This is a genomic window from Paeniglutamicibacter sulfureus (assembly GCF_030512175.1).
In the GTDB taxonomy this organism is placed as follows: domain Bacteria; phylum Actinomycetota; class Actinomycetes; order Actinomycetales; family Micrococcaceae; genus Paeniglutamicibacter; species Paeniglutamicibacter sulfureus.
This window is the reverse complement of the sequence record NZ_JAULBL010000002.1, coordinates 1,430,397-1,447,120: the sequence shown is the minus strand read 5'-3', so window position 1 is coordinate 1,447,120 and position 16,724 is coordinate 1,430,397. Positions and strand designations below refer to the sequence as shown.

The window sequence follows — 16,724 nt, the reverse complement described above, 5'->3', positions numbered from 1 at the left end:
GTTGAGGGACCGCGCCCATTGGGCACGGTCCCTCAACTGATTAACCGCCCGGGCCGGACACGAGGCTCAAAGGCATGGGCCACGGCTACATGGGCCAGCGCACGGCCCCGTCGCCAGATGATTCCAGGACGGCAATGGCCTCGGCGATGTTGCTGCGCCACCTGTAGTCGGCCTTGGAGTCGCCGCGGGTGGGACCGCCGTTGATCAGGCCGACCGGTTTGCCGGAGCTGCGGGCGTCCAGCAGTAGCTTGTAGCCGCTCATGACGGCAAGCGAAGAGCCGATGACCAGCAGGGAAGCCGATTGGGCCTCGAGTTCCTTGAGCCGAACCTTGCGCTCGGGTGGGACGTTCTCGCCGAAGTAGACCACATTGGGCTTCAACTTCTTCGATCCGCACACCAGGCAACCAATCATGTGGAACTCGGCCACATGGGCCTCGTCGAGGGTCACGTCGCCGTCGGGATTCACCAGCGAGGGATCCAGGTCGATGCGCTCCAGGTAGCCGGGATTCGCCTCGTGCAGCCTGACATCGAGGTTCTCCCGGTTCTCCAGTGCTCCGCAGTTCAGGCAACTGATCTGTTGCAAGTCACCGTGAAGGGGGATGACGTTCAGGGAACCCGCGGCCACATGTAGCCCGTCGACGTTTTGCGTGACGATGCCGCTGATTTTTCCCGTTGCTTCCCACTGCGCCAAGCTGCGGTGGATGGAGTTCGGCGCCGCCTGGGCCATGTGCCTCCAACCCACGAAGCTGCGTGCCCAATACCGGTGCCGGGCGCTGGGCTCGTGCAGGAATTCCTGGTAGGTCATGGGCCGGTGGCGCAGCAGCGAGCCCTTCGGCCCCCTGTAGTCGGGGATCCCCGAATCGGTGGACACCCCGGCACCGGTGAGCACCAGCACGGACCCTGCCTCCAGCATCCTGCGGATGCCGGCGGCGGCAATGGCAGCATCCTGCAACGGGGCATTCTCGCCAACCACGCGTTCGATCGAACGAATGGCTGCGCGGTGCGCCATCTGGATCCCGAGCCGACCCTCATGAAGCATGTTAGATTACCTCGGCTCCCCGGGCATGGCAAAGGCCGCGGTCACCGACGCAGTTACTGCGCGGTGGCCACGGCTGCCGTTTTCACGTACTGGAAAAACCATAACCGCCTATTTTCCGACGGTCACTTCAGGGAGTCGGCGCATCAGCTGATGCGCCGTTGGTCGTCCTCGTCGTCATCGTCTGCGTACTTGTCTTCGTAATCCGAATAATTGGATTCGTAAGGTACGTCGACAGGGCTTGGTGTCGAGGTACTGTGACCACGATTCTTTCCAAGCTCGCGTTCCAAGGCGGACAAATCAGTGGCCGGGGAGAAATATTTCATGTCCCTGGCCTGTCGTGTCGCTTTTGCCTTCTGACGGCCGCGCCCCATGGCGTGACCCCCTTTTTTCAGTAGATCTGGAGGTGGTCCACCCGTGTCAGGTGGAGGCCCCAGAATATGTGACTAATTCTTTCGTATTTCAAGGTTAACATGATTCGGCGGCGAGTGCCTGCCCGGAACCTCCGTTCCGCCGGTAGAGTATTATTTTGTCCACCAAGTCGACTGCCAACCGCCCGGGAGCTTGCTTGCCTGATCCGCCACAGCCAGAGCCGAGAGCCGCGCTTCCTGCTCTAAGTGCCAAGTCACAGACGCGTTCTTGGTGGCGTGCCCCGGCCCTTTGGGCGTTGCTCGGCGCACTGGGAATCATGTTGATTGTGATCTACGGGGCCGACAGGTTTTTCGGCCAGGAAGACGCCCCGGAACCGGTTGCGGAAGTGACGCGAAACGCATCCCCGGGCCTCGACGGGATCATCGCATCCGACGTCCCTGCGGATCAATTCCGAGACGGCGATTGCCTTCAGGGATTTACCGGCCCGCTCGAACCGTCAACCGTCGTCACCTGCGAGACCGCCCACAACGCACAACTCATCGGGACCTTCACGATCGAAGGGGATGCATTCCCCGGACCCGAGGCAATCCTTGCGCAATCCGAGGAGCTTTGTAAATCCGTCCCCTTGGATCCGACCAGCCCCCTGGACACCGGCTGGTCCTATCATTTCTCCCGCCCCTCCGAAGCAACATGGCAGACCGGCGACAGAGCGGTTGCCTGTTTTCTGGCCCTGAACGAGGGAACCGTGCGGGTGTCCATGCTTCCGGCCGAAACCTCCGCCCTGAACACCTGATCCCCCGGGCCTGAAAAGCCTCGCCGGTGCCCGGGAGTGGCAACAACCACTCCCGGGCACCGGCGTGATGCGGTCGGCCGTTATCCTCGGCGCGAGGAGACGATGAGCCCATCTGCGGACGCATTGACGCCGACCACGACGGTGTCGCCGTCCTGGATGCTTCCGGCCAGCAATTCGCGAGCCAGCCTGTCCCCGATTTCGCGCTGCACGAGCCGACGCAGTGGCCGGGCGCCGAAGGCGGGATCGAAGCCGGTCAGGGCCAGCCAGTCACGGGCTTGGTCGTCCACCTCGAGCTGCAGGCGGCGTCCGGCGAGACGCCGGGCCAGAGTGTCGACCTGCAGGGCCACAATCGAACCCAGCTCCTCCAGCGAGAGCGCGTCGAACATGATCACGTCATCCAGCCGGTTCAGGAACTCGGGCTTGAACGAGGAGTTCACCAGATTCATCACGGCCTCCCGCTTGGTGTCCTCGGGCAACGTCTGGTCGACCATGAACTGCGAACCCAGGTTCGAGGTCATGATCAGGATGACATTGCGGAAATCGACCGTGCGTCCCTGCCCGTCGGTGAGACGCCCGTCGTCCAGGACCTGCAGCAGGATGTCGAAGGCCTCGGGGTGGGCCTTCTCGACCTCGTCGAGCAGCACCACCGAGTAGGGCCGCCGACGCACGGCCTCGGTGAGCTGGCCGCCTTCCTCATAGCCGACGTATCCCGGAGGGGCGCCGACAAGCCGCGCGACCGCGTGCTTCTCCGAATACTCGCTCATGTCGATGCGAACCATGGCGCGTTCATCGTCGAAAAGGAAGTCGGCCAGGGCCTTGGCCAATTCGGTCTTGCCCACGCCCGTGGGGCCAAGGAACAGGAACGAACCTGTCGGGCGGTCGGGGTCGGAGATCCCGGCCCGGGCACGGCGCACCGCGTCGGACACCGAGACGACAGCCTTCTGTTGTCCGATCAGCCGGTGGCCAAGGAAATCCTCCATGTGCAGCAGCTTCTGGCTTTCGCCCTGCAGCATGCGACCCGCCGGGATGCCCGTCCACGCGGAGATGACCTCGGCAATGTCGTCGGCAGTGACCTCATCGGCCACCATCAATTCCTGGTCGCCGCCGGAGGCTTCCGCGCGTGCAGCATCGTCCATGTCCTTTTCCAGCGCCGGGATCTCCCCGTAGAGCAGCCGCGAGGCGCCCTCCAGGTCGCCCTCGCGCTGCAGTTTCTCGGCACGCGAACGCAGATCGTCCAGGCGCACCTTGAGGTCGCCGACCCGGTTCAGGCCTGCCTTCTCCGATTCCCAGCGCGCGTTGAGCGCATCGAGCTCTTCCTTCTTGTCCGCCATGTCGGCGCGCAACGCCTCGAGCCGTTCGCGGGATCCGGGATCGGTTTCATCCTTGAGGGCCAGCTCCTCCATGGTCAGGCGATCCACCGACCGACGCAGCTGGTCGATTTCCTCGGGATACGAGTCGATTTCCATGCGCAGCCGGCTGGCCGCCTCGTCGACCAGGTCGATGGCCTTGTCCGGAAGCTGGCGCCCGGCGATGTAGCGGTCGGAGAGGCTCGCCGCGGCCACTAGCGCCGAGTCGGCGATCGTGACCTTGTGGTGCGCCTCGTAGCGCTGCTTGAGCCCGCGCAGGATGGCAATGGTGTCATTGACGCTCGGCTCCCCCACGTACACCTGCGCGAAGCGTCGTTCGAGGGCCGGGTCCTTCTCGATGTTCTGGCGATACTCATCGAGCGTTGTGGCGCCAATCAGGCGCAACTCGCCGCGGGCCAGCATGGGCTTGAGCATGTTGCCGGCATCCATGGCACCCTCGGATGCTCCTGCACCCACGACAGTGTGGATCTCGTCGATGAACGTGACGATCTGCCCGTCGGAGGCCTTGATCTCTTCGAGGACGGCCTTGAGGCGTTCCTCGAATTCGCCGCGGTATTTCGCCCCGGCAACCATGGCGCCGAGGTCCAGGGAAATCAGCGTCTTGCCGCGCAGCGATTCGGGAACGTCCCCGGCAACCATGCGCTGGGCCAGGCCTTCGACCACTGCGGTCTTGCCCACCCCGGGTTCCCCGATGAGCACCGGGTTGTTCTTGGTGCGACGCGAAAGAACCTGCACGAGGCGGCGGATCTCGGTGTCGCGCCCGATCACCGGATCAAGCTTGCCCGAACGGGCAATGGCCGTCATGTCGGTGCCGAACTTTTCCAGTGCCTGGAAGGTGTTTTCGGGATCGGGGTTGTTGACCTTGCGGTCGCCGCGGATCGAGGGCAGGGCGCTGGCAAGGGCCTTCCGCGTGGCCCCGGACTCGCGCAGGGCCTTGCCGGCGGCGCCGGTGTCTTCGCTCAGGCCCAGCATCAGATGCTCGGTGGAGACGTATGCGTCACCCATGGCCGCCGCGGCCTGCTGGGCGGCGGTGATGGCTTGCAGGATGCCGCGCGAGTACTGGGCTTGGGCCACGCTGTTCCCGGATGAAGTGGGCAAGGCCTTGATGGCGGCACTGGCCTGGACCGAAACCTGGTCCGGGTCGATCCCGGCGGCCTTCAGCATTGCCACGGCCACCGATTCGCGCTGGTCAACAAGCGCCTTGAGCAGGTGCGCGGGCTCCACCTGCGGGTTTCCCGCCGTGGAGGCGTTCATTCCCGAAGCGGAAAGGGCTTCCTGGCTCTTGGTCGTCAACTTCGTGTCCATACTCATCCCTTCGTTGTTGGCTAATCACTCAAACTTGAGTCTACATCACTCAACTATGGACAGCCGAAGAATATTCCTGCCCAAACGCCGAAACGTCGGCGACCCCCAAGGGGTTGCCGACGTTCGGTCATGCGGAGGCCGGCACGGGCGCGCACCGACCCGCCCTAGACTTCCTTGATCGCCGAGACCTCGAACTCGAGCAGCACTCGTTCGGATACCAGGACGCCCCCTGAATCGAGCGCCTTGTTCCAACTTACGCCGTACTCGCGGCGGTCAATGCGGCGGCTGCCCTCAAAGCCCGCACGGAGGTTGCCGAACGGGTCGGTCTCAACGCCGGTGAATTCGATGGGGACGGCAATCTCGCGCGTGGTGTCCTTAATGGTCAGTTCGCCGTTGACGATGAAGCTGTTCTCATCCACTTGGTCGATGCGCGTGGACCGGAAGACGATTTTGGGGTATTTCGGAGCATCGAAGAAGTCGTTGGTCCGCAGGTGCTTGTCGCGGTCTGCGTTGCGCGTGTCGACACTGGCCACCTTCACCGACATCTCGACAGTGCTTTTACCAACATCCTCCACGTCGACATGAATGGTTCCCTCGACTTCGTTGAAGGCACCCCGCACCTTCGTCACCATCGCGTGTCGGGCGTTGAAGCCGATACGAGTGTGGCCTGGATCGAATCGCCACGTCCCCGCGTAGGCTGGATCGAGCTGGGTCATTGTTCCCCCTTGGTTGCGGTGCAGCAGAGTTAGTCCCCCCCCGACTGCTGCTCACATTACCAACGCAATGGACGAACGTCTCCGATTTCCCGCTATTTTTTGCCGGGATCCACGAGACTTTCGAAGGGCACGGCCGGAGTCGCGCTATCCGGTGGGGACCGGCCATGCCCTTGGCTCGGATGCCACCGGTCCGCCGCTGAAAACGCGGACAGGGCAGGAAGTGGGTCGGCAGGCCCAGGGCAAGGTGCCCGTGCCGGATAAAACGCGGACCTGTTCAAGACGACCGTGCCCCTGGGCCCACGGTCGCGATCACGCAGAGGAGCGCCTCCGCTGCACCCGGCCCCCGCGCACGCGCAGAGGCACCTGAAAGGTCAGCCGTCCACTTATCCCTTGGCAGCGGCCTCCAGAACCGCGATATCAAGTTTCCTCATGGGCATGAACGCTTCGACCACCCTTCGGGCGACCTCCGGATCCGGGTCGCTGAGCAACTCGACCATGCGAACCGGAACGACCTGCCAGGACATGCCAAAGCGGTCCTTGAGCCAACCGCACTGGCTTTCTTCCCCACCGTCGGTGAGCTTGTCCCAGAAGTAGTCGACCTCGGTCTGGTCCTCGCACATGATTTGGAAGGAAATGGCTTCGTTGAACTTGAAGAGCGGGCCACCGTTAAGTGCAACGAAGGGACGTCCATCGAGATTGAATTCGACTGTCAGCGGCTCGTTCACCGGATTCCCCTGCGTGTCCATGTCGAGTTGTGAAACGATCCGGGAATTCGGGAAAATGCCGGTGTAGAACCGGGCTGCTTCCAGCCCTTGTCCATCGAACCACAGGCAGTTAATCAGGTCTTTCATCGGTCTTGGCCTCATCCAGTCGACAATTGGCGTTGCTTCTCACAACCACAGACTAGAAATCGCATCTTCGAGATACAAGGGGCGGCGCCGATATCCGTCGTTGAAGTTTGATACTCCTCTCCGCCGCCATACGGCGGTCGCGGGCCTCAGCGGGACATCGGCATGTATCGGGCGCTCGGAACGATTTCCTTGCCCAGGGGCATGAGGGATATCGGGATCATCTTCAGATTCGCGAGACCCAGCGGAATGCCGACGATGCTCACGAACATCGGGATCGCCGTCACGACGTGCCCGATGGCGATCCAGATGCCGGCCACCAGCACCCAGATGACATTTCCTATGGTTGAAAAAGCACCTACTTGGCCACGGTCCACCACGGTGCGCCCGAAGGGCCACAGCGCATACAGGGCAATGCGGAAGGACGCGATGCCAAAGGGAATCGTCACGATGAGCAGGCAGCAAACGATCCCGGCCAGGACGTAGCCCAGCGCCAGCCAGATGCCGCCGAAAACGAGCCAGATGATATTCAGGATCACGGAAAGAGTGTTTCGCATGATTCAAGTTTCTCCCTGGAGGCCGGGGCACACCATGGGGTAACACCCTGAGCCATCCCCCATTGTTCGGTGACGCTTTCCAATGATCCGGAAGGAATCCGCCTGGGTATTCGACAATCACGGGCCACGCGTAGGAGATTGTTGGATGCCGCCTGTGTTGACTACGGGCACGGATTCAAGACCGGGCAGGTGTTCGACCCCTTGGAACCATCGCCCTCATACCTGGCTGTCCTCGTCCCGGATCCGACGTGAGATTGACCGCACCAATGACATGATCTTCCAGGCCGTCGTCCCATCCGCGACGTTGCTGCGCCCGCCTTGCGGTGCGTGCCATTCCATCAGCGACAGGCCCGCGGGCGCCCCCGGGGTCTCTTTGGATGTCGACACGTTTGGCTGGAAACACCGCAACACTGCCTCCGTACCGAGGATCCTTCCCGGTTTGCGCTCCAAGGAGTACGCCTTTGTCGCCATCACCGAGCTCATGGGCCCCGCGGGGCCTGGTGCCGGTGAGACCTATGCCAGCGCCGAGGCGGGAGAAGCCCGGCCAGTGGAAGTCCGGGAAAGTGGGACACTGAAGTTCGCTACCCTTAACTAAATGAGCATTCCCCCAGAACGCAAGGCGCCGGTCAGCGGCCGCGCCGTCGACGACCTCAGCTTTTACCAAACCGAACCAGTGTCGTTTGTCCGCCGCGGCAGCCGCTTGCACGGGCGCCGCGCCGATGCCTGGGAACGCACTGCGCAGAAGTACATCATCGAGCCACCCCGCAACCAGGCCGACACGTCTGTGGCCGAAGGCTACGAATTCGACCAGCAGGCCCTCTACGGCCGTACGGCACCGCTCATTGTCGAGATCGGTTCGGGTCTGGGCGAGGCAATGGCATTTGCCGCCAGTGAGAACCGGGACAAGGACTTCCTGGCGGTGGAGGTCTACCGGCCCGGACTGGCTGCGCTCATGGTCCGGGTGGAAAACAACGAACTGACAAACGTGCGTGCGGTGCAGGCCAACGCCCCGGAGGTCCTGGAGTCCATGCTCCCGGCAGCCTCGGCCGACGAGATCTGGGTGTTCTTCTCCGATCCGTGGCACAAGATCCGCCACCACAAGCGCCGACTCATCAAGGACACCTTCGTCCAGAAGCTCGAACGTGTCCTGGTTCCCGGAGGCGTTGTCCGTCTTGCGACCGACTGGTCCAACTATGCCGAGCAGATACGGGATGTCTTCGACGCTGCCCCTGCATTCACCAACCTCCACCCGGGCGAGTTGTCCGGCGAAGACAGCAACCTCACCAGGGTCCGCCGCCTCGGCCTGGAAAACGAGGACCGGGATCCCGGCTTCACGGATGGGCGCGGTGGCTGGGCCCCGCGCTTTGAGGGCCGCACGCTGACCAGCTTCGAGGGCAAGGCGTTGAAGGCCGGTCGGCTGATCTTCGACCTGGCATACCGCAAGGATCTTTAGGACCAGCGCCATGCCGGGGCGGTGCGGGGTTTGGGCCCTGCACCGCCCTCCCGTGTTTAAGGCAGGGGTGCCTGTCCGGTGGTGATCAGCGCCAGGTTCCGCAGCGAAAGCGTGTCGGGATCCCGATAACCCCTCGTCGAGGACGGCTTGTCGTCCCGGAATTGGGAGGTATTGTGGCCCTGGGCCGCGTGCAACCCCAGCCCCGGCTTCGGTCCGACGTTGAATTCGTGGCCAGCAAGCAATGTGCGACCCGAGAAGGCGCGCCCCAGCCATGCCAGGTAGTCCCCCTCGGCGATCGCCTCGTAGATGTTGGCCGATGGCACGTTGAGCCGGCCCGGATCCCGCGAAAAGTGCCGGGGAATCCCGGCCGAACCGATCATGGCCAGCGCCTGGGCCCCAAGCCCGCGCCCGGATTCCGCGTCCAGCACCTGTGCCGCAAGGGTCGCCGCATAGGAGTGCGCCTCCACAGCCATGAGCGGCTTGTCGGGACGCAGCCGGACGAAAGTAGCCAGGTCCTGGCCCAGCCGTTGCAGGCCGCGCCGCGCCGCGGTGTTCAGCAGTGCGCCGGCCAGATTGGGTGTTCGATATCCCAGCCAGGCCACGACCGCGGGTTCGGCGACCCCTACCTTTTGTTGTTCCAGGTACAGCTGTCCGGCCTCCCGCACGCTGCCCCACAACGCGTTGCGTGCCCGGATCCCGGTCCCCGAGAGCTGGAAGGTGACGTGGGTGGCGGTGTCCAGGTCGCCCACGGCGACGGCCGCCAGTGGTTCTCTGGCGGAGAGATCAAGGTACAGCAGGTGGCGGGACGGAATGGCCGGGTCCATGGACCCTCGGCGCAAGGCATGGGCGGTGCCGTCCAGGCCCTGGCGATGGGACGTGCCCAGCCGGCCGCGGATCGCGCACAACGCCTCGAACCGGTCGTGGGCAGCGGCGGAGAGCCGCGCATAGCTCTCACCCGAAGTCAGTGGCGAATCATCGCTGCTGTTCACGGAAGCTGCTTGCCCCGCGGCTTCCACACCACCACGGCTTGGCTGCGGCCGCGCGGCCGTTGGCCCCGCGCCAGCGACACCACGTCGCCGGTGCTGCCGGCGGCAAAGACGCGTCCGAGTCCGGACGCCTGGCGGGCGCTGCGCAGGGCGAAGACCTCGTTGCTCAGTTCACCGACCCTCGATCTCAGTGCGGCAACCTGGTTTTCCAGGGCCATGATGCGCTTGATGCCCTCCAGGGACACCCCGTCCTTGGAGAGCCGCTGGATTTCCCGCAGCAAGTCCACATCGTGTTCGGAGTACCTGCGCTGCTTGCCGCCTTGGCGGGAGGGCGAAACCAGACCCAGCCGGTCGTATTGGCGCAGCGTCTGGGGGTGCATGTCGGCCAGGTCGGCCGCCACAGAAATGACGAAGATCGGCCTTAGTCTGTCATTGCCCATGATCCCTGCCTTTCAATTATTGTCATCCACCGTAGCCAATTTCCTGGCATTGCGAAGCGCCCCGTGCCGCTGTCGGGCGGCACGGGGCGATCGATAACTAGAGAATTGCACGCGAGAGCAGGCTCTCGCGTGGGTTCTCCGCCTTGGTGGCCTCGGCGAAGGCCTCGACGGCCGCCTTGGCTTCCTTGGAAAGGTTCTGCGGAACCACCACATCCAGGGTGACCAGCAGGTCGCCCGTGACCTTGGAGGTGTTCACCCCGCGCCCCTTTAGGCGCAAGGTGCGGCCATTCGAGGAGCCGGCCGGGACCTTCAGCTTGACGGTCTCGCCGGTCAGCGTGGGAATCTCGATCTGCCCGCCCAGGGCGGCCTCGTCGAAGGTCACCGGCACGTGGATCCGGATGTTGTTGTCTTCGCGGATAAAGACCGGGTGCGGCTTGACGTTGACCTTGACGATCAGGTCGCCGGCACCGGCGGAGCCGGGCGAACCCTTGCCGCGGACTCGGACCGATTGCCCGTCCTTGATCCCGGCTGGAATCCGCACGTCGATGACCTCGCCATTGGCCTCGCGCAGGCCGATGGTGGTTCCCTTCATGGAACCGGCAAAGGAGATCGTGGTGCTTGCAGTTCGGTCGGCGCCCTTGCGAGGTGCCTGTTGTCCGAAGCCGCCGAACCCTCCGCCGCCGCCAAAGAGGTCGGCAAAATCGGGTGGGACTTGGCCGCCGCGTCGGCTGCCCCCGCCTCCGCTGTTGAAGAGGTTGGAGAAGACATCCTCGAAGCCGCCGTTGCCCGGTGCCCCGCCGTGGCCCCCTGCGCTGAATCGCGCCCCCGAGCCCATGGCACGGATGGCGTCGTACTGCTGGCGGTCCTCGGGATCCGAAAGCACCGAATGGGCCTCGGTGATGTCCTTGAACCTTCGCTCGGACTCGGCATCCCCGGAGTTGGTGTCCGGATGGTATTTCCGCGCCATCTTCCGGTATGCCTTTTTGATGTCCGCGTCGCTGGCGTCCTTGGAGACGCCAAGAATCGTGTAAAAATCCTTGTCGACCCAGTCCTGGCTTGCCACTGGGCGCCTCCTTTGCTGTAAAAATCCTTGTGGCTCACCCGCCGCTCAATCGTGGCAGGGAGAAATCCGTGATGTTGGATCCACCAAGTATGCGGCGGATCACCGGTTCCATCGCTGGAACCATTGCGAGCCGCCGCACCTTGGTGGGGGGTGCGGCACCTGCATTGCTGCAGGTGCCGCGTGTTGGTGCCTACTCCCCGAGGGAGACGATCACCTGGGCTGCGCGAAGGATGCGGTCACCCTTCTTGAACCCGGGGCGAAGCACCTGCGCCACATGGTCCGCCGAGATCTCGGCATGCGGCTGCTGGATCAGTGCCTCGTGGACGTTCGGGTCGAACGCCACGCCGGCCTCGGCGATGCGCTCCAGGCCGAGGCCCTCGAGCACCGCGTCGAGCTTGTTGGCGATCGAAGCGAACGGCCCGTCGACCAGGTCCCCGTGCAGGCGAGCCGCGTCGATGTCGTCGAGTACCGGCAGCAGGTTGGTGAAGACCGACTGCACGGCGTTTTCGCGTGCCACGTCCCGGTCGCGCTCGACGCGCTTGCGGTAGTTGACGTATTCGGCCTGCAGGCGCAACAGGTCCTCGCGCAATTCGGCTTCCTTGTCGCTGGCCGGGGTTTGCTCCCCGGCCTCGCCGCCAGCCTCATTGAGGATGGCTTCTGCTTGGCTCAACGCGTCGCCCGAGTCATGGGCTTCGTCAACGGGAGTTACCTCTTCGTGTGAGGTGGCCTCGTCGTGATTTTCCTCTGACATGGTCGATGCGCCCCTTTACTTCTTGACGTTTTCGTCGTCTTCGTCGATGACCTCGGCGTCAACGATGTCTTCCTCGGCGTTCGGTGCCTCGGCGTCGTCGGCTGCTGCGCCTTCGCTCTGTGCCTGCGAGTAGATGGCCTCGCCCAGCTTGGTCTGCGAAGCCTGCAGCTTCTCGAACGCGGTCTTGACCTCGTCGTCGTTGTCCTGCTTCTCAAGGGCTGCCTTCAAGGCGTCGACGTCGGCCTGGACCTCGGTCTTGACCTCTTCCGGCAGCTTGTCCTCGTTGTCCTTGATGAGCTTGTCAACGGAGTAGGCTGCCTGCTCGGCCGCGTTGCGGGTCTCGGCTGCCTCGCGGCGGCTCTTGTCCTCGGAGGCGTGCTCCTCGGCTTCGCGGACCATGCGCTCGATGTCGTCCTTGGACAGCGCGGTGCCGCCGGTGATGGTCATCGACTGCTCGACTCCGGTGCCCTTGTCCTTGGCCGAGACGTGGACGATGCCGTTGGCGTCGATGTCGAAGGTGACCTCGACCTGCGGGATGCCGCGCGGTGCCGGCGCAATGCCGGTCAGCTCGAAGGTGCCCAGCGGCTTGTTGTCGCGGGTGAACTCGCGCTCGCCCTGGAAGACCTGGATGGAAACCGAAGGCTGGTTGTCCTCGGCGGTCGTGAAGGTCTCCGAACGCTTGGTCGGGATCGCGGTGTTGCGCTCGATCAGCTTGGTCATCACACCGCCCTTGGTCTCGATGCCCAGGGACAGCGGGGTGACGTCGATGAGCAGAACGTCCTTGCGCTCGCCCTTCAGCACGCCGGCCTGAAGTGCGGCGCCAACGGCGACGACCTCATCCGGGTTCACGCCCTTGTTGGCGTCCTTGCCGGCCAACTCCTTGACCAGGTCAACGACTGCGGGCATGCGGGTCGAGCCGCCAACGAGGATCACGTGGGCGATCTCGGAGACCTTCACGCCGGCTTCGGCGATAACGTCCTTGAACGGCTTGCGGGTGCGCTCGAGCAGGTCGTTGGTCAGTTCCTGGAACTTGGCGCGGGACAGGTGCTCGTCCAGGTGGACCGGACCGTCGGCGGTGACCGAGAGGTACTGGAGGGAGATGTTGGTGGAGGTGGCCGAGGAGAGTTCCTTCTTGGCCTGCTCCGCTGCTTCCTTCAGGCGCTGCAGGGCGATCTTGTCCTTGGACAGGTCGGCACCCTTCTGCTTGGCCTGGGCCAGCAGCCAGTCAACGACACGCTGGTCCCAGTCATCGCCGCCGAGGCGGTTGTCGCCCGAGGTGGCGCGCACCTGGATGGTGGAGAAGTCGTCTTCGTCCTTGCCGACTTCCAGCAGGGAGACGTCGAAGGTTCCGCCGCCGAGGTCGAAGACCAGGATGAGCTCGTCTTCCTTGCCCTTGTCCAGGCCGTAGGCCAGTGCTGCTGCGGTCGGCTCGTTGACGATGCGCAGGACGTTCAGGCCCGCGATCTCGCCGGCTTCCTTGGTGGCCTGGCGCTCGGCGTCGTTGAAGTAGGCCGGGACGGTGATGACAGCGTCGGTGACCTTTTCGCCCAGGTAGGACTCGGCGTCGGTCTTCAGCTTCATCAGCGTACGTGCAGAGATTTCCTGCGCGGTGTACTTCTTGTCGTCGATCGAGACGTTCCAGTCGGTGCCCATGTGGCGCTTGACCGAGGCAATGGTGCGATCGATGTTGTTCACGGCCTGGCGCTTGGCGATGTCGCCAACCAATACCTCGCCGCTCTTGGCGAAGGCAACAACCGACGGGGTGGTGCGGTTGCCTTCGGCGTTGGCGATGACGGTGGGCTCGCCACCTTCGAGGACGGATACAACGGAGTTGGTGGTTCCGAGGTCAATACCTACGGCACGAGACATGGGATGCTCCTTCTTACCTTGGGGAAATGAACCAACGTCCAGCCGATTTGAATCGGTTGAGCGTTCTGCACTCAAGTTTACCCGTCACCAAAATGATGTCAATTCAAAGTTGAGCGGCCATCACTCAACTTTGTGTTCAAGAGGGTTTTTGACGCCCCCGGAACAGAAAAATTCCCCGGAATTCCGGGGAACTGAGAGTTTTCTGTGAGAGCCGTTCGCTGACAGAGATCGGCCGGCCGGGCCCACCTCAGCCCGACCGGGCGTGCCGCCGGGACCAGGTCCAGGCAAGGATTTGGACCCGGTAAGGCCTTGTCCTCCCGCCCCGGTCGAGACCGGCGGGCAGCTAGCTCCCCAGGACCAGATCCACGCCGAGGTAGGCGAGCAGGCCGAAGGCGGTCCCCCAGAGCATGATGGAAATGATTTGCCAGAAGATGACCTTGTCCTTGGCCGCGCCGAAGGAGACCAGTGCCGCCGAGGTGATTTGGCTTGGCAGGATTGTCTGCCCCAACAGGCTGACGCCGGCAATGCCGTACTTCTCGAAGGCCGCGCGCAGCCTGGCGTACTTCAGTGACGGTGCTTCTTTCTCCTTGGCCACCTTTCGGCGCACGAAGTGCGCGCCATTGACCAGCAGCAGCATGGAGGCCACATTGCCCACGACTGCGGCAAAAATCGCAATCACCGGGTTGATGCCTATGACAACGCCGAGTGCCGCGCCGAAGTAGGACTCAATGAAGGGAATGGCTGCCACCAGCATCACGGCGAGCCACTGCAGCGCCGGAGGGAAACTGGATGTGAACTGCTGCAGGGATTCAATCAAGGCCTTCTCCAAATGTCGCAGGGGTCGCCATGCGGGCTTCATTGCGAAACGGGTGATGCGTTTCGGTGCTCTCCCGCCGCGCGTTGTTTCCTCTAGATTATTGGTTCGTCCTGCCGGTCTCGATGCTCAAAAGGATGATCTCTCATTAGCCCGGACCCGCCGCATTCAGCCAAAGGGATGAAAGTGAAAAGGGCCTTGATCCCCCCTTAACGAAGGCTGGGTCTTAACGAAGGCTGGGTCCGGGTTCGCAACTTTCGTTGTGAACCCGGACCCAGCCGGTGGCTCAAGCCCAGCCATCCGTGGTGGCAGGAAAGGCCTTAGGAGTTGCGGCCGTTCGAGGCCGGCGAGGAGGCACGGCGCGGACCGCGTCCACGGCCTGCCCCGGTTGCGGCTTCCACCTTGGACGCGCCTAGCGCATCGGCGATGGTGTTGCCGCCGCGCGGGCGGGAACCGGCGCCGGAACCCTGGCGCTGGCCGGCGTTGTTGCGTGCGGCTGCCGAGCCGCGGTTCGGGACGGCGCCGCGACGGGCCACGTCGCGATCGTCCTGGCGCACGTCGACACGGCGGTCGGAGCGGTTGTCGGTGCGGCGGTCGCCGCCACGGCCACCGGCGGCAGCGTAGCCACGGCCCTCGCCGCGGTTCTCGGTGCGGCGTTCGCCGCCGCGTCCGGCCGGGGCGTTGCCGCCACGGCCACCGGCGGCAGCGTAGCCACGGCCCTCGCCGCGGTTCTCGGTGCGGCGTTCGCCTCCGCGACCGGCCGGGGCGTTGCCGCCACGGCTCTCGGGGCGACGCTCGCCGCGGTTTTCCTCGCGGCGCTGGCCTTCGCCACCGGCGCTCTTCGCGGTGCCGCGACCGCCGCGGCGACGGCCGCGGCCGCCTGCTGCGTCGGAGTCGTTCAGGGTGTCCTTGCGGACGGTGGCGGTGCTGCGCAGCTGCGGTGCGACATAGGCAACGGTCTCGGCACGCTCACCGACGACGTCGGAAACAACCTGGGCGTTCGGGGTGACCTTGACCATCGGAACCTTGAGGCCTGCGGCCTTGAGCAGCGACTTCACGTCGCCCTGCTGGTCCGGGGTGGCGATGGTGACAACGGTTCCATCCGAACCGGCGCGAGCGGTACGGCCCGAGCGGTGCAGGTAGGCCTTGTGCTCTGCCGGCGGGTCAATGTGGACCACGAGCTCGACGCCGTCGACGTGCACGCCGCGGGCGGCGACGTCGGTGGCCACCAGCACGCGGGCGTCCCCGGCCGAGAAGGCGGCGAGGTTGCGGTCGCGGGCGTTTTGGCTCAGGTTGCCGTGCAGGTCAACGGTCGGGATGCCGCACTTGGACAGCCACACGGCCATCTTCTTGGCGTGGTGCTTGGTGCGCATGAACATGATGCGGCGACCTGAACCCGAGGCCAGGGTGCGGACCAGTTCCTTCTTGTCGTCGTTGGAGACCAGGAACACGTGGTGCTCCATGGTGTTCACGGCGGCGGTCGGGGCGTCGACCGAGTGCACGGTCGGGTTCTCGAGGTAGCGCTGGACCAGCTTGTCCACGCCGTTGTCCAAGGTGGCGGAGAAGAGCATGTGCTGGATGCCGCGCGGGGCCTGGTCCAGGATGCGCTTGACGACCGGAAGGAAGCCGAGGTCGGCCATGTGGTCGGCCTCGTCCAGCACGGAAATTTCCACGCGGGAAAGGTCGGCGACGCGCTGCTTGAGCAGGTCCTCGAGGCGTCCGGGGCAGGCGATGAGGATGTCAACGCCGGCGTTCAGGTCTTTTTCCTGGCGCAGCTGTGAGACGCCACCGAAGACGACGGCAACGCGCAGGTCCACGGCCTTGGCCAACGGCTCAACGACCTTGGCGATCTGGGTGGCCAGTTCGCGGGTCGGTGCCATGATCAGGGCTCGCGGGAAGCGGGCCTTGCGCGGCTTGGGGTTGGCTGCCAGTCGGGCAACCACAGGGAGGGAGAAGGCCAGGGTCTTGCCCGAGCCGGTCTGACCGCGGCCGAGCACGTCGCCGCCGTTCAGGGTGGTGGGAAGGGTGGCTTCCTGGATGGGGAATGCGGTTTCGATTCCCTGCGCCGCGAGGACGTCGGCAAAGGTTGCGGGCACGCCAAGGGAAGTGAATGAAGGACTCACGTGGTACTTTCTCTCAAAGCTTCGCACGACGGTTTCGGCGCGCGTGGTCGCCGAAGAAAAGAGAGAACCAAGATGGCGCTAGGCGCACATCGACCGGCCGCGAGCGGCTCCCGCAAGGGGAGACGGAGCATGCGGCGGGTCGGGAAATCCAGTCTGTCGACGCATAGACCCTCGGATGGCAAGCAGAGTGCTTGCACCTTACCGATCTACAAGTAACCAGCCTATCAGTAC

At 64.3% G+C, this 16,724-nt stretch carries 16 protein-coding genes; 3 read left to right on the top strand and 13 right to left on the bottom strand.

Features of this window, described 5'->3' with window-relative positions; translation table 11 throughout:
* Positions 1 to 85: 85 nt before the first annotated feature.
* Complete coding sequence (locus Q2T94_RS13290) at positions 86 to 1,039, bottom strand: Sir2 family NAD-dependent protein deacetylase (protein WP_302264934.1); 954 nt, start codon at positions 1,037 to 1,039, stop codon at positions 86 to 88.
* A 143-nt stretch (positions 1,040 to 1,182) separates the two neighbouring features.
* On the bottom strand, positions 1,183 to 1,410 hold the full coding sequence (locus Q2T94_RS13285) for a DUF3073 domain-containing protein (RefSeq protein ID WP_264270390.1): 228 nt from the start codon (positions 1,408 to 1,410) through the stop codon (positions 1,183 to 1,185).
* 314 nt (positions 1,411 to 1,724) lie between these two features.
* Between Q2T94_RS13285 and Q2T94_RS13280 the strand changes: the two genes are divergently transcribed.
* Positions 1,725 to 2,201 (top strand): hypothetical protein, encoded by a 477-nt coding sequence (locus Q2T94_RS13280; protein WP_302264933.1) that lies wholly within the window; start codon positions 1,725 to 1,727, stop codon positions 2,199 to 2,201.
* An 80-nt stretch (positions 2,202 to 2,281) separates the two neighbouring features.
* On the opposite strand, the gene clpB is transcribed toward Q2T94_RS13280, so the two are convergent.
* The 4 genes from clpB to Q2T94_RS13260 all read right to left on the bottom strand — a co-directional run bounded on the left by clpB (position 2,282) and on the right by Q2T94_RS13260 (position 6,994).
* Positions 2,282 to 4,873, bottom strand: coding sequence for an ATP-dependent chaperone ClpB (gene clpB / locus Q2T94_RS13275; RefSeq protein ID WP_302264931.1), 2,592 nt, complete (start codon positions 4,871 to 4,873; stop codon positions 2,282 to 2,284).
* A 164-nt stretch (positions 4,874 to 5,037) separates the two neighbouring features.
* Entirely contained in the window at positions 5,038 to 5,589 is a 552-nt protein-coding gene (locus tag Q2T94_RS13270; protein WP_302264929.1) for a YceI family protein, read from the bottom strand.
* Between the two features lie 383 nt (positions 5,590 to 5,972).
* Positions 5,973 to 6,440 carry a VOC family protein gene (locus Q2T94_RS13265; RefSeq protein ID WP_302264927.1) on the bottom strand — a complete coding sequence of 156 codons (468 nt, stop codon included), beginning with the start codon at positions 6,438 to 6,440 and terminating at the stop codon, positions 5,973 to 5,975.
* Between the two features lie 146 nt (positions 6,441 to 6,586).
* The gene (locus tag Q2T94_RS13260; protein ID WP_302264925.1) at positions 6,587 to 6,994 is read right to left on the bottom strand and encodes a YccF domain-containing protein; all 408 of its coding nucleotides are present in this window, start codon (positions 6,992 to 6,994) and stop codon (positions 6,587 to 6,589) included.
* A gap of 82 nt (positions 6,995 to 7,076) precedes the next feature.
* On the opposite strand from Q2T94_RS13260, the gene Q2T94_RS20580 reads away from it, so the two are divergent.
* A complete protein-coding gene (locus Q2T94_RS20580; protein ID WP_367281543.1) occupies positions 7,077 to 7,589 on the top strand; it encodes a polysaccharide deacetylase family protein in 513 nt (170 codons plus the stop codon).
* Positions 7,590 to 8,447 (top strand): tRNA (guanosine(46)-N7)-methyltransferase TrmB, encoded by an 858-nt coding sequence (gene trmB / locus Q2T94_RS13255; RefSeq protein WP_302264923.1) that lies wholly within the window; start codon positions 7,590 to 7,592, stop codon positions 8,445 to 8,447.
* Between the two features lie 56 nt (positions 8,448 to 8,503).
* Here the strand turns inward: trmB and Q2T94_RS13250 are convergent, their stop codons facing one another.
* The 7 genes from Q2T94_RS13250 to Q2T94_RS13220 all read right to left on the bottom strand — a co-directional run bounded on the left by Q2T94_RS13250 (position 8,504) and on the right by Q2T94_RS13220 (position 16,493).
* The gene (locus Q2T94_RS13250) at positions 8,504 to 9,436 is read right to left on the bottom strand and encodes an alpha/beta hydrolase (protein ID WP_302264922.1); all 933 of its coding nucleotides are present in this window, start codon (positions 9,434 to 9,436) and stop codon (positions 8,504 to 8,506) included.
* Positions 9,433 to 9,873, bottom strand: coding sequence for a heat shock protein transcriptional repressor HspR (locus Q2T94_RS13245; RefSeq protein ID WP_264270383.1), 441 nt, complete (start codon positions 9,871 to 9,873; stop codon positions 9,433 to 9,435). The genes Q2T94_RS13250 and Q2T94_RS13245 overlap by 4 nt, the downstream gene beginning before the upstream one ends.
* 97 nt (positions 9,874 to 9,970) lie before the next feature.
* Positions 9,971 to 10,936, bottom strand: a complete 966-nt coding sequence (locus tag Q2T94_RS13240) for a DnaJ C-terminal domain-containing protein (RefSeq protein WP_264270382.1) — start codon at positions 10,934 to 10,936, stop codon at positions 9,971 to 9,973.
* Between the two features lie 190 nt (positions 10,937 to 11,126).
* Positions 11,127 to 11,687, bottom strand: coding sequence for a nucleotide exchange factor GrpE (locus Q2T94_RS13235; protein ID WP_302264920.1), 561 nt, complete (start codon positions 11,685 to 11,687; stop codon positions 11,127 to 11,129).
* A 15-nt stretch (positions 11,688 to 11,702) separates the two neighbouring features.
* The gene (gene dnaK / locus Q2T94_RS13230) at positions 11,703 to 13,556 is read right to left on the bottom strand and encodes a molecular chaperone DnaK (RefSeq protein WP_264270380.1); all 1,854 of its coding nucleotides are present in this window, start codon (positions 13,554 to 13,556) and stop codon (positions 11,703 to 11,705) included.
* 343 nt (positions 13,557 to 13,899) lie between these two features.
* Complete coding sequence (locus tag Q2T94_RS13225; protein ID WP_302264919.1) at positions 13,900 to 14,373, bottom strand: hypothetical protein; 474 nt, start codon at positions 14,371 to 14,373, stop codon at positions 13,900 to 13,902.
* Between the two features lie 317 nt (positions 14,374 to 14,690).
* A complete protein-coding gene (locus tag Q2T94_RS13220) occupies positions 14,691 to 16,493 on the bottom strand; it encodes a DEAD/DEAH box helicase (protein WP_302264917.1) in 1,803 nt (600 codons plus the stop codon).
* Positions 16,494 to 16,724 lie beyond the last annotated feature (231 nt).